This is a genomic window from Caballeronia terrestris, assembly GCF_001544515.1.
Taxonomy (GTDB): Bacteria; Pseudomonadota; Gammaproteobacteria; order Burkholderiales; family Burkholderiaceae; genus Caballeronia; species Caballeronia terrestris.
The window spans coordinates 1-12,347 of record NZ_FCOL02000058.1 but is presented as its reverse complement, the minus strand read 5'-3'; the positions used below and the strand labels follow the sequence as shown (position 1 = coordinate 12,347).

At 58.9% G+C, this 12,347-nt stretch carries 11 protein-coding genes; 5 read left to right on the top strand and 6 right to left on the bottom strand.

Features of this window, described 5'->3' with window-relative positions:
* Positions 1-67: 67 nt before the first annotated feature.
* The 3 genes from AWB67_RS42075 to AWB67_RS28435 are packed head-to-tail and all read right to left on the bottom strand — an operon-like array spanning position 68 to position 1,814.
* The gene (locus tag AWB67_RS42075) at positions 68-232 is read right to left on the bottom strand and encodes a DUF4366 domain-containing protein (protein WP_235025367.1); all 165 of its coding nucleotides are present in this window, start codon (positions 230-232) and stop codon (positions 68-70) included.
* Between the two features lie 2 nt (positions 233-234).
* Positions 235-1,107, bottom strand: a complete 873-nt coding sequence (locus AWB67_RS28440; RefSeq protein ID WP_087659537.1) for a TrbG/VirB9 family P-type conjugative transfer protein — start codon at positions 1,105-1,107, stop codon at positions 235-237.
* A 2-nt stretch (positions 1,108-1,109) separates the two neighbouring features.
* Positions 1,110-1,814 (bottom strand): VirB8 family type IV secretion system protein, encoded by a 705-nt coding sequence (locus tag AWB67_RS28435; protein WP_087659536.1) that lies wholly within the window; start codon positions 1,812-1,814, stop codon positions 1,110-1,112.
* 1,304 nt (positions 1,815-3,118) lie between these two features.
* Here AWB67_RS28435 and AWB67_RS28430 point away from each other — a divergent pair.
* Positions 3,119-3,523, top strand: coding sequence for a hypothetical protein (locus AWB67_RS28430; RefSeq protein ID WP_087659535.1), 405 nt, complete (start codon positions 3,119-3,121; stop codon positions 3,521-3,523).
* Here the strand turns inward: AWB67_RS28430 and AWB67_RS28425 are convergent.
* The 3 genes from AWB67_RS28425 to AWB67_RS28415 form a co-directional block, all read right to left on the bottom strand.
* Positions 3,520-4,659 carry a Replication protein O gene (locus AWB67_RS28425; protein WP_087659534.1) on the bottom strand — a complete coding sequence of 380 codons (1,140 nt, stop codon included), beginning with the start codon at positions 4,657-4,659 and terminating at the stop codon, positions 3,520-3,522. The two genes, AWB67_RS28430 and AWB67_RS28425, sit on opposite strands and share 4 nt — an antisense overlap.
* Before the next feature lie 241 nt (positions 4,660-4,900).
* Complete coding sequence (locus tag AWB67_RS28420) at positions 4,901-5,932, bottom strand: ParB/RepB/Spo0J family partition protein (protein ID WP_087659533.1); 1,032 nt, start codon at positions 5,930-5,932, stop codon at positions 4,901-4,903.
* Positions 5,929-7,152, bottom strand: a complete 1,224-nt coding sequence (locus tag AWB67_RS28415; RefSeq protein WP_235025366.1) for a ParA family protein — start codon at positions 7,150-7,152, stop codon at positions 5,929-5,931. Before AWB67_RS28415 ends, AWB67_RS28420 begins: the two co-directional genes overlap by 4 nt.
* Positions 7,153-7,795: 643 nt before the next feature.
* Here AWB67_RS28415 and AWB67_RS28410 point away from each other — a divergent pair.
* The 4 genes from AWB67_RS28410 (at position 7,796) to AWB67_RS28395 (ending at position 12,178) form a co-directional block, all read left to right on the top strand.
* A complete protein-coding gene (locus tag AWB67_RS28410; RefSeq protein WP_087659532.1) occupies positions 7,796-8,671 on the top strand; it encodes a hypothetical protein in 876 nt (291 codons plus the stop codon).
* 542 nt (positions 8,672-9,213) lie between these two features.
* Complete coding sequence (locus AWB67_RS40950) at positions 9,214-9,627, top strand: hypothetical protein (RefSeq protein ID WP_087659531.1); 414 nt, start codon at positions 9,214-9,216, stop codon at positions 9,625-9,627.
* Positions 9,602-11,575, top strand: coding sequence for a site-specific integrase (locus AWB67_RS28400; protein WP_087659530.1), 1,974 nt, complete (start codon positions 9,602-9,604; stop codon positions 11,573-11,575). The genes AWB67_RS40950 and AWB67_RS28400 overlap by 26 nt, the downstream gene beginning before the upstream one ends.
* Before the next feature lie 102 nt (positions 11,576-11,677).
* Positions 11,678-12,178 carry a hypothetical protein gene (locus AWB67_RS28395; RefSeq protein WP_087659529.1) on the top strand — a complete coding sequence of 167 codons (501 nt, stop codon included), beginning with the start codon at positions 11,678-11,680 and terminating at the stop codon, positions 12,176-12,178.
* Positions 12,179-12,347 lie beyond the last annotated feature (169 nt).

The following is a 12,347-nucleotide window of genomic DNA, read 5'->3' as shown; positions in this document are numbered from 1 at the left end:
TGTTGTTCGCGGCAGTGGGCGCCTCCGTACTCGACTTGAGCGCGGTCGCCTTTTTGATGCGCGCGTCCTAGTCAGCCTTGTTCGTCGCCTGCAGCTGGTAGTAGAAGCCCAAGCCGCCGATCACGACAGCAGCAAGAATGCCGATGCTCATGATCGCATTGCGTGGCGTCTTACCTTTGACGAGTGCTTCTTGCTCCGCGCTGGGCGTAGCCGAGTCCGGTTTCTTCGCCACGATCAGAACACCCCGAGCAAGCGGCGGCGGCCGCGCGTCACCGTGACCTCGTCCTTGCCGGAACGCAGGACGATCTCGTCGGCAAGACGTTGAAGAACAAGGAAGTCGCCGCGGCGAATGAAGTTCGCAACAACAGGATCGCCATGGTCGAGGATGAACGGCACCGGCCATTCCTGCGCTTTGGCCGGCATGCGCATCCAGACAGCGTGGCCATCGTCGAAGACCGTTTCAGGCGTGAATTCCGCGCGGCCATCGACGCTGTAGTCCCAGTTCAGCTTGTCCGGCGCCACACTGATGCTTCCCGAATCGGCACCGCCGTGACCGCCGTTCGCCGTCGCGTCGTCGCGTGCGCTGACGCGGGCCATCGGCGCGCGCGGGTATTGAAAGCGCACGGTTTGATAGAACATGCCGCCCGCCGGCGACGCGATGAGCGTGAAGTCATACTCCCGCAGATTCGTCGTCAGATGCAGCGTGTTGACGAGGTCAGCCTTGTGCGGCTTGATGAACACGTGGTTCATCTTGTCGTCGTCGATCTCCCACTGAACGCTGTCGCCCATTGCCGGGTCGGCGATCAGCTTCTCGCCCTTCTCCAGCTCGATCGTCGTGAGCTTCAGCGGCGCGGTCAGCACGCGATAGATCTGGTCGCGGCTGTACGGGAACACGCCGATGCGCGCGTCGCCGGGCATCGTCAAAGGATCGGCGCCGCCGTTGAACGGATTGATCGGGCTCATCGGGTCGCCCGCGACCATCGCGGCATTGAACGCCGAGTCGCTCGCGGCTTTCTTGGCCGCAGCCGGTTGGGCAAGCAACGCTGCGCAGGCAGCGAGAAGGCACATGCCGATGACCGGCCGTTTGTTGAGAAGGGTTGCGGTCATGCTTATGCGGTCCGCTCGAGGCGGAAGAACGGAATGAAGATGCCGAAGGGGTTCGTCGTCAGCGCCTGCTCAGCAGTGGGTGCGACGATTTGATAGCGCAGCGTGAGCGCGTACGACTTCACGTCCGGCTTGCCCGTGGCGCCAGCCTGGGAGGTGGTCGTCGTGAATTCGACGAGCACGGTCGAGTCTTCGAGCAGCGCGATGTTGCGCACGTCGACTTCACGGATCAGTTTGGGGTTTGCCGTTATCTGGTGGAACGGCGTGTCGGCCTTCAGCCAGTCGCGGAATTGACCGGCTGCTGCACCGATCATTTGCGCCTTGACCGAGTTGATGTTGGCGGTCATGCGCGAGGTCTCGAGGCGGTCTGACAACACCGGCTCGATCGTGAACCAGCGAATCGCCATGTCTTTGACTGTCGTGCGCACAGCTTGCGAGTCGGGCTTGTAGGCAACAAGCTCGGTGACGATGGGATGGCCGCCCGTATCGGCAGACACGCCTACAACGCGAGTGACCGAAGGCGGAGGCTGCCGCGTCCACACGGCGCCCGCCGCGACGATAGCCAAGCCGAACGAAATCAGCATCCAGCGGTTGGCTTCGAGCTTGAGCCTCGTGCTCGTCTCGAAAATCACCCTGCTTGGATCTTCTTCGGCGTATGAGCCGGGGGCCGTGGACAGCGCGGCCCGACGCTTGTTCTTGAAAAGACGCATGGCAACCCTTTGGAATGGTCACCATTGAAACAGCGTGCGCCTGCTTTTATCGGCGGAAAGACGGCTTGTTTTGTGCGTCTTTGTACGGTGGGCGCTTCGGGACTATGCCGCGGCTGATCACCGTCGGCTAGGAATTATCATGATAATTGTCGATCCTCAAAAACAAGCGCGAAAACGTGTCGCTTTTCACTGCAGAATAAGCCACAGATGTACTAAGCGAACTCCCCGGTTGGTCCCGAAGCGCGGAAGGTGTAACGTTTTTCGAAGTGTGCGGATTTGTTACACCCCGCGCGTAGGAGAAAAGGCGCGTAAAAACAAAGACTTCCACCAAAACGGTACCGTTTCTAGGAATTATCATGATAATTCCTAGCTAGTAACTCCGTGCCATCCGAGATCACGGCATGACATTCCGCTCGCCCTTCTACCACGTCACAGCGTTCCGCCCGAGGGACGCGTACATGCTGCGCTTACTCGTTGCGATGAGAAATTCCTTCGGAAGCGTCGAGACGGCAATACTTGATAAACGCCATACCACGATTTCACGCGGCAGTGGCCTCCAACCTGTTCCATTCAAGGGGGGTAGTTTAGATGGAACAATGCATGTGAGGAAAAAATCCCTCTACGAATCATTTGGTTGCGAGATTTGACGGATCGGAATTTGCTACGCGTTAGCGCTTCCCTCCTAAAAAGACGTCGTTTTTTCGCGCCTTTCCGAAGTATCCAGACCGCAATCCGTGTTCGGCGTCCTGACCACCGTTCACGCGACAGTGCGCATGAACGTGTTCCATTCAAGCGGGGTAGTTTAGATGGAACAATGGATGTCGGAACGAAATCCCCTATAAATCATCTGTTTAGTGAAGATTGCCTTAGCGAATTTCGCTACCCGTTAGCGAAATCGACCTTGTGCGTTGACGGAGCTTGGCGGTCGGATACTGTTGAGAGTTGCTCTCATTGACGCTACAAATCTCCTGATTCTTAGACTCACCGTCTCCCTTGCCGACATACGTCCGAAACTGAAAGGAAAAGAAACATGCATCAGCGTACGTTGGCCCGATGCCTCTGCGCGTCTCATTGACTGCGATGTTGGCCGTTTGTTCTCCCTCGCCCGTCGGAGGGAGACGCGAAAGCTCTAATCGCGAGCGCCTCGCAGATTTCCGATATCTGTCGCTCGATAGCTCTTATCGCATGAACGGAATCGATGACGGTGACTCGTACTATCGTGTCGCGGTGAAGTACAGGTCTAACATGTTGAAACCTAACGAGGATGTGCGAGACCGATTCAAGGAACAGACAAGATCCGTCAGATGCAAGCGGAGATCAGGGCCAGCGTGAAGCAAAGTGCAGCGGAGGCCGACGAGCACGGGCGTTCTCATCCGGACGCGAATTTTGCGGAGGTTGATGCACCGTTCAATCAATACGCCAGCGCACAAGAGCGTAACGCAAAGGTGGGGCGCCTCCAGAGGCTGCCGGAAAACGTCCGTCAAAGAAACGCCGGGGTGACGTTCATGCAGCGCATCCAAAACTCGTGCCCACGCATCAAGAGGGCCTGGCTGGCTACTGCTTACCAACCTCCGATGGATGCAATCGATGGCGTCGGCAAGATGGATTTCAAGGAAACCATCGCGATGATCGAGACCGACAACGGCTGGCAGGCGGCACGTAACCCAGCCGTCGGATCTACGGATCCGCTTTTTTTGCCCAATATCTAAGCAGTCCTGATTGTTGGTCGAGCTCCGAGTAAGCTGCGAAGCTCGGCGATGTGCGCCCTGATCTGAGCGGTAACCGGCGGCCGCTCACTACCCTGCTCCGGTTCGCTCGCAAATCGACATGTCTGACCGAACCGCTGCCGATCGCTTTCAGTGGCCACACGAATCTGTCCGCGTGCTCGAGCCGTAGCGAAGGCCTCCTTCCATCCTGCCGCCTGACGACCGATGCCTTCGTCGAGGGCGTAGACGACCATGTTCTCGCCGTCCTCGTCGATCACGTACTTATACCGGCAGGAGGCATCCACGAACGTTTGTCCGGCGCTCTGACGGGCTAGCTGCTCAGCTTCCATGGCGCGCTTCAGTCGCGCCTGTTCCTCGGCGGTCAGGTCGTTTCGCTGGCGGATCTGGAGGGAGAAATCAACCGTGCTCCGCAGAAGGCTGCGGAGGTAGTTGATGGGTGCTTTGGCAAGCTTGAGATGATTCCACGTTACCTCCACGACATCGGAGAGACGTTTGCCATGCTCGCGTGCTTCACGCATTAGTTTGAATATCAGGAAATCTAAAAATCCTAGGGTCCGCAAACGCTGAAGATCCTCAGGCACTTGCCCCGGTTGTCTCTTTTGAAAGATAGAAGGGTTTAGATCCTTATATATTCCACCGTCTGCCAACCTGGCAGACGGATGATCAAAGGAAGATTCGGCAGCTTTGGGCGAGGGCGCTTCCGACTGTTCGACGAGGCCAAGAATCTCCGCAGCACGCGCTGTGAGGTGGATGTAGGCGCGACCAAAGAGACCGGCTTCGACGTAGCGCGACTGGGCACGACGATCGATCAGGCCAGCCAATTCTAAGTCGTCGAGGCTTCGATAGAACGTCCGCATCGATTGGAGAGCGCGTCCTGTAAGTAGTTCACGACGAGCGAAGATCGCCGCGAACGGTTTGGCGGCGTCGACGGTGCGGGCGAGGGCCGAGAGCACTGCGCGGGCACGCGAAGGGATCTCCTCGATGTGAGCTGCGCGGAACGCGGCCCGGAACGTGGTCCAGGGAAGATTGGTCGAGTCACAGCGAAAGGCGGTGAGGGCAGCCCGATCTTCGGGATGTGCTTCACCCTCGCCAGCAACGAAACGTTGCGCGATAGACATGTCGTGCGGTCCATTTTCAGAAAATGGATTGATATCGCTTGACTGTCTGGCACGTTTCGCTACACTCGGGACTTGCAGTGGGTCCACCTACCAGTTTCCAGCTGGTGAGTGTAACGAGCGAGGTTTCCAGCCAAGCCCGTATCGCAAAAGCCTCCAGTTTCCAGCTGGGGGCTTTTGTCTTTGTGGTGCCTAGTTATTATGTTGGCATTATCGGACTCCGATAATCAATAAAATCAAACACTTAGCTCTTCGCGTCTGTGGCAAGCGCTTCCAAGTGGCGACGGATGGCTTCTTGCACCGATTCCGCGATAGCTTCCGACTGAAATTCAAGCCGCATGACATTCCGAGCGCGCCGTACATCGCACCAGGTGCTTTTCCCATCCTTTACCTTAAAGGTAGTCGCTGCGGGTTTGGCCGTTTTCGGCTTGTCGGTATCCTTCGCAAAACGCACCGCCTGCGCTTGATCCAGTTTCTTCTCCGATAGGCGTCGCACCGCCTCTGTAACGCGTTCTCCCCTGCCGGCATCGGTCGCCGCCGCCAGTTCCGAAGCCGCTGTAGCGCCGACGAGTGCCATTTGCTGCTGGAGAATTGCATGTACTTCCGTCGGTAGCCGCTCGTATGAAAGCAGGGCGCTCACATGGGGCTGACTGATCCCAACGCGGACAGAGACCTCTGTTTGGCTCAGTTCTGGATGCTTACTCTGGAAGCGCTTGAGGCCGACGTACTTCTCATAATCGGTCAGATCCGACTGCATCAGGTTGGCGAAGAACGCGCCGTCGTCAGCTTGGTCCTCAGTCCCGTCCTCCAAGACGCACCGAATGGTTTGCCTGCCAAGTTCGCGATACGCGTCGACTCGGTGATGCCCCGAGACTATTTCGTAGCCACCGTCCGCGGTAGCTCGCACGACAACCGGATGAACCAGCTTGTTGTGCCGCAGGTTCTCGCGCAGTTCGCTGTACTTCGCTGGCTCCATGAAACGACGTCGTCCCGGCACCTCGTGCAATCGCTCGAGAGGTAGCTTTAGCATCGAGGCGCTCGCCAGTTGTTCTTCCAACTCCTTGATCTTCGTCTGTGCCTCGTCCGATCCTCCAATATCGCGCGCCTCAAGTTGAGACTTTAGATCAGCGATTTGCTTTCTGAGTGCCGCGATTGTCATCGTCTGGCCCGGGCCGGTGGTCGGCGCAGTCGCCTTCATCGACGCGGCTTGAGCTTCGTCCTCGTCGCTCAGTGCGATCGAAAGGCCCTTCGACAGACGGTCTCTCAGCGAACTCATGCGCGCTCTCCCCACGACCTACTCGCCTTTTCGTCGACTAGATCCACAAATTGATCGATCGGGTTGCGAATCCGTCTCAGCGTTTCCATTCCGCCTTCATACTTATCAATGTCATAGATCGTCTGGAAATGCATGCTCGTGTTTCGGGCGAGATCGGTTTCCGGTATCTCGACCGGAATGACGCGAGAACCGTACAGATTTGCGATCCATTGCTGAAGCACCCGCGTTGCGGGTTTATTGGGCGCCACACGGGTGACCAACACGTCGACGAACTCAAACCGCTTCTTTTCAGAGTCGCCGAACTCTTCCATGCCAGTGATAAGATCGGAAAAAAGGTGCCAGAACTGAACCATCGAGGCAAAGGACAGCATGTCTGGGACGACGGGAACGATGACTCCGTCCGCCGCGAAGACCGCGTTGATCGTCAGATAACTGAGCGTGGGAGCAGTGTCGATCACCACGTAGTCGTACTCGTCGAGCAACGGCTTCAGTCCGCGATGCAACACTTGCTCGAAACGAACATCTCCAGGGCGCGCAAGGTTCGCGCGGGCTGGCAGCATGAATTCCGCATTGAAGAGCTGCGGCGAAGCGGGAATGAGATCGAGATTCGGCCAGTAGGTCTGAACCGGTAACTGCCGCATGTCATATGTCTCGCCGTCCACGTAAGCTTGAATCAGCGGGATGACGGTGTCGTCCGCCTCGATTTCAGCGTGCGGGTTGTAACCGTACAGAGTCGTTGCGCTCCCTTGCGGATCGAGATCAATGTGACACACCTTTCGACCCCAACGCATGGCGAGACCTTGCGCGAGGAGGGTGGAGGTCGTTGTCTTCGTGACGCCGCCTTTAAAGTTTGCGACGGTAATGATCTTGCCGCGACCCGTCCGGGGTGGAGGACGTCGTTCCGCCTTCACCCACTGAATTGCTTCCTCTAGCGTGAAGGAACGCTGGCCGCCGGCTCGGGTTTGCTGACCCTTGGGCAGTGCCGTTGTCTGAAGTGCATAACTCATGCGTTTTCGATCAATGCCGCAGATTTCCTGCACGCGAGTGGAGGAAACGAGGGGAGGGGTTTTTCGAGGCTCCGGTTTGAGAATTTCGTCCCGGATCTTTCGAAGCATCACGGTCGACCGATTAGCCAACAGGAGTAAATCTTCAGCGGTGGTGTCGTCTGGCCCCGACAATAGAAGATCCGACGCTCCAATGTTGTCGTTCGCTGCGTTCACTTGGTCACCTTGGAGTAGATTTGGACAGCGAGAGGGAAATTTGCATGCGGCTGTCGAATTGGACGCAGATTAGACCGAGTTGCATGTAAACGCAAGTAAACCGTAGCTGCGAAGCCGCGCTGGGCCTGGCGCTCAGGAAGAAATCTCGAAGCGGTCTTAAGTGCGAAACGCGCCGTGAAACATCGGATAAAGTTCAGCAAGGGCCCAAAGCTGTTTTAATTCAAGCGCCTAGCAGGGTATGACGCTTTTGTTTCACGGAAAAGAACCTCTAGTCGAGTCGAGCAACGTAGGTGCTGCTGGTGAGGCCTTCGCGTGAACAGCATTCAGCCCACAGCGTATTGTCTGTTACGGCTTTCGTAGCGCTTAACACGCAACTACCGTCATTCCCGGGTGCCATGAATGCACAGTTTCGATGGATAGCCGGTGGAGAAGTCGCCAACGAGAGCGAATTTTCGTTCGAAGCCAGCGCCAGAAAATTCCGGCAGAAGGTTTGCGCATGCCAAATCAGTCTTTGCGGCCGGTAGTTTGCATCGACGCTTGGCGCACAGACACGCGAAAAGCTCACGAAAACAGCGGTCTTTCGACGCTTTGTCCGAAAGCTCACGGCACGATATTCACCATCAACACGTCTAGGTATACTCGAATGCAGAACGTCGGGGCCATACCGATCGCCCGTGATCCATCGGGTTTAGCGCAACTCTATTTCTCGGGCCTAGGTACATCTTGGGAAAACCAAACAGAGGCGGCAGCGACGCTCGCCCATTTCAATCCAAAAGTTAGCCGGTACGATTTGAATCGGGCGATTGGCGTATCGCAACTGCCGGCGCCGGTGCTCTCTCTGTTTCATCAGACTGGCATTTGGAATGTGACGGCGAGAAAGCTGGCCAGTCTGGCGAAGAGACACGGCCCTGAAGTGTTAGCAAAACGAGCTACCCGAATCGACCCCTCTGGACGGACGACGTCCCGAGAGATCACTGACCTGTTGGACGATCAAGAGCCTATGCCGCCGAAGCGGCAACGTCGGGACAACAACGCACCGCTCGCGCTCGCCGCTTTCTATCACAATGGTCTTGCCCAGGGTCGCTGGACATCGCTGGATTCAGCCGCCGCCGTTTCGGACGTTTGGCTTAGATCTGACTTTGCGAAAGCGGTTGCTATCTCGAAGCTACCTCCGACTGTGTTGCAGCTTTTCGAGGGGAGGCCCTTTCCGTTTTCGTTGGGGGAAGTTTTGGTCCGAATTCAAAAAGTGCTCGGCCCCTCAGAAATAAGCGCCCGCGCCGAAAAGACCCTGGCTCAACCGAAGCGTCGGACGACAGATCAGATCGTTTCAACACTGCTCCGAGTGATGCCGACGGACGGTGTCGACCTGAAAATCCGTGCGACTAAAAAAGGATTCCATTTTCACTTCCACGTCGATTTCGATCACTCGAACGAACTCTTTATCGATGCCACTGAGATGGCGCCCATCATTCAACTGTCGCTAAACAATTTGCGGATGAACCGGAAAAGCCGTAGGTGAGAAGCCGAGACACTGCATATGGGTTCACCCACTGCGTAGCCGGTTGCGGATCGACGAGGATGGGGTAATGTAGTCGCGCGCATCGCTTCTGTGGTGCTGTAGGCGCGCCGACAGTGGTCCTACGGGCCGCCGATGAAGAAGACGAGTCAGGCGGTGGTTATCAGTCCGCCGAGCTCGGCATGCCCATCCGGAACGGAATTGGGTTCGGCGATGCATCGCGCGTCGTGCCGATGCGCTTCTTCCAAATTCCTCCTTATTTGTGTCCCGATCGAGCGCGGCGACGTAACGACACGCGGCACGCGAGCTGGCCGTATTAGTCGGGCCCCACATGTCTGCGCCGGTCAGATTGCTTTTCGGCCTGAAGTCTACGAGGCGAAGGCAGGCATAAGTGCTGTCGCCGCGGACGGCCACGGGGCGTTTTTCACGACGCTTGGCGATTCCGTAAAACTATCGATTTCGAAAGACTGATAGATCGTATTAATCGGGGAGACGACTGTGACGACCATTCCGGCTCGTTCTCTGACGAGCAGATCGCGCGCATCGTGCTCGATCTTGACGAGGTGATTCTCCGTAGGCGCATCGAGGCGACGAACCTGCGCCTGTTCTTCAACAAGACGTGGCCCCAACCGCTCGCGAAGCCGACGGCCGTCGAACGGGGCGTCCTGAGCGCACTCGCCCAGACCTATGGGCCGGCGCTGCTTGACCACGCCGACTTCACGCCGGTGCTCGACTGCATTGTGGAACACGGTGCCGTGGTGCTCGTGCAGAGGGTGTTGTGGGGCGAACGCTCAGCGGATGTGCGTCTGGCTGCACGGCTGCTTGCCGCACGCGTGCCATTCGAGATCCTGTGCGGCACCTGGCCGGAGGTGTTCATGGCTCAGGCGCACACCCAGTTGCAGGGGTTCCGACCGCAGCCGCCTGGTTCATCCGATGAGCGGGAGGGCGACGATGGTTGAACCAACCCCCTCCCCGGAAAAGCTCACCGTCGAGCGCGGTTATACGGCGAAGGATTTCACGGCACTGCGCGCGTATGTGGAGCTCATCGCGCCCGCAGTGATCGCCCGCACCTACTACGATCCGGACGCCGATCCGCACGCGGCGAGCCCCGGTGCGATGGAACGACACCTCGCCAGGATGCTCGACACGCTGGTGCAGTTGGCGATCGCGCACGGCTCGACGGTGCTCGCCGATCATTTGCGCGCATCGATCAAACAGCATGGCCGACCGAAGTTGACCGCGGTCACGTTCCGGATGGTGACCGAAGCGGCGCAACTCGCCGCGGCAGCACCTCACCCCGATCACGCGATCGGCGCCTGGCTGCGGCCACGCGTGGCGCGCCGACTGAAAGGCGAGGGGATCACGACGTTGGGTGGGCTGGTCGCGTTCTGCAACCGGCGGGGCAGCAGTTGGTGGCGCTCGATCCCGCGCATCGGTCCAGGCCGCGCACGCGTGATCGTCAGTTGGCTGCGGCGCCAGCAGGCCGTGCTGGGTTTGACGGTCGACACCGATGTTGACTCGATCGAGGCAGAGGGCGTGCCGCTGGTGGCGGCCGCACTGGTTGAGGTCGTACCGGACCTCGCGTCGAATCACGGGGCGAGCCGCGGGGCGGACCAATCACCGCGTCGCCTGACGCTCGCGCCATTGGAACGACTGTCGGTGCCGCACGCGCTGTCGGGTGCCGACGGCGAAAACCGCTCGACCACGTTCTGCTATATCCAGACGAAGCACGACCTCGATGCGCTGCGCGCGTATCTGAACCGCTACCGTGATCAGCCGAAAACGCTGCGCTACACCAAAGAGCTCGAACGTTTCCTGTTGTGGGCGGTGGTGCTACGCGGTAAGGCCTTGAGTGACCTGCGGGTCGACGACTGCGAGGCGTACAAGGATTTCCTGAAGCGTCCGGATCCGCGTTTCGTCGGCGAACGCTTCGCGCGTCGGTCGCCGCGCTGGCGACCGTTCGCCTCGACGGCGGACGGGTCGGCCGCGCTTTCAGCCGATTCTCAACGCTACGCCGTGCGAGCGTTGCGCGCTGCGTTCATGTGGTGGGTCGACGTGCGTTATCTGGCCGGCAACCCGTGGATCGCCGTCAACGATCCGCCGGTGATTCAACGCGTGAGTGCGATGAAGATTGAGCGCGCGTTGCCGGCGGATTTGTGGCGACGCCTGCGCAACGAGCTTGATGTGCGATGCGCGGAGGAGGGCGATAGCCGCTCGACTGCGCAGTGGCGTTCGATGCGCGCGACGATCCTGCTGATGGGGGATTCGGGTCTGCGGCGTGAAGAAGCGGCCTCGGCCCGCCGGGAGAATCTAAAAGCGTCGGTCTACGGCACGCTTGCACGGCCCGTATGGGAGCTGACGATCGTCGGCAAGGGTCAGCGTGAGCGCACGGTGCCAGTAAGTGCCGCTGCACTCGCAGCGTTGCGCGCGCATTGGGCCGATCGAGGCAGGGATTTCGACAGCACCTCAATCGCGAGCGCAGGGGCATCGAGCATTGCACCTCGCGGGCCGTTGCTTGGCCCCGTCATCATTCCGTGGACCGACGCATCGCGTCGTCGGCATCGGACGCAGCGTGGCGACGCTCTCGAAGTCGAAGAGGCCGGCTATACCGCCGATGGACTGAATCGACTGATCGGCCGGATGCTGAAAGTGCTTGTCGAGACGATGGATGGGTTGAGCCTCGATGAACGTGCGCGGCTCGGTCAGGCGAACGCCCATGCGTTCCGGCATACCTTTGGCACCCAGTCGGTTGCCGATGAGGTACCGGTCGATGTCGTACAGAAGGTGCTGGGTCACGCCTCGCTCGCGACCACCACGATCTATGTGCAGGCCGAGAAACAACGCGTGCTCGAAGAAGTCGCCGGCTATTATGCGCGGCGCACAGAACGCGGTTCCGCAAGGGAGTAGTGTGCCGATAACGGCGCTTCTCTAAGGCCCATAGAGCCGCAACGAAGGCGCTGCAGAAGCGCCGTCCTGCTCAACGATCGTCACCGCGACGAACGCGTTTCCATGTCAAAAAAATCGAAACCATCGAAGCCGATGCGCCGCACACCGCTCACGCGGGAGCAGCTGTTGCCGATCGCACCGGGCAAAGCACGCACGCTGTCGCTGAAAAGCCATCTGGCGCTGGCCGCACTGCGGCAGGGACGTGGCAATGCAGATCTCGCCAGCGAGCTCTTGAAAACGCTCTACTTGACGTTTCTCGCGAACGAGGCGGAGAGACGAAACGGGTTGTTTGAGACGTTCCTCGCAGCCGAGCTTGCGTTGAAAGCGTGCATCCACCACGCCGTAATGGCCGATGAGTGGCGGCTCGAAGCGTCGCAATGTGAAGTCATCGAAGCGGTCCTGCGGGCGTATGACGCGCAACTGGCGTCGCTTCCGGTGCACAAGATCGAAGCGGCGAAGGCGCGCCTAGGACGGATGTTGGCGAAACAGGGGAGTTTTCCGGACCTGGCTGCGACGCAGAAGTCAGCATTGGGACGTTCGGGAGGCGAAGCGCAAACTACGTGATAAAAATCCTCGCTCGACATGCGGTCCCGCGGTGACTTGTCGAAAGGCGGAAACCGGGGGCAGCAGCGGACATCGCCGCGATGATTCGCGATGACTCCCGACACAGTGAAGGTGTCTGTGATGGAAGGAACGCCAAGCGCCTTCTTGAGACAGGCGCCCAAATCCTCAT

Bases quoted from the DNA above. Each gene is read 5' to 3' on its own strand.
- AWB67_RS28395 (WP_087659529.1), top strand. From the start codon at position 11,678: ATGTCAAAAAAATCGAAACCATCGAAGCCGATGCGCCGCACACCGCTC.
- AWB67_RS28400 (WP_087659530.1), top strand. From the start codon at position 9,602: ATGAGCGGGAGGGCGACGATGGTTGAACCAACCCCCTCCCCGGAAAAG.
- AWB67_RS28410 (WP_087659532.1), top strand. From the start codon at position 7,796: ATGCAGAACGTCGGGGCCATACCGATCGCCCGTGATCCATCGGGTTTA.
- AWB67_RS28420 (WP_087659533.1), bottom strand. From the start codon at position 5,932: ATGAGTTCGCTGAGAGACCGTCTGTCGAAGGGCCTTTCGATCGCACTG.
- AWB67_RS28430 (WP_087659535.1), top strand. From the start codon at position 3,119: ATGCAAGCGGAGATCAGGGCCAGCGTGAAGCAAAGTGCAGCGGAGGCC.
- AWB67_RS28425 (WP_087659534.1), bottom strand. From the start codon at position 4,659: ATGTCTATCGCGCAACGTTTCGTTGCTGGCGAGGGTGAAGCACATCCC.
- AWB67_RS28435 (WP_087659536.1), bottom strand. From the start codon at position 1,814: ATGCGTCTTTTCAAGAACAAGCGTCGGGCCGCGCTGTCCACGGCCCCC.
- AWB67_RS28440 (WP_087659537.1), bottom strand. From the start codon at position 1,107: ATGACCGCAACCCTTCTCAACAAACGGCCGGTCATCGGCATGTGCCTT.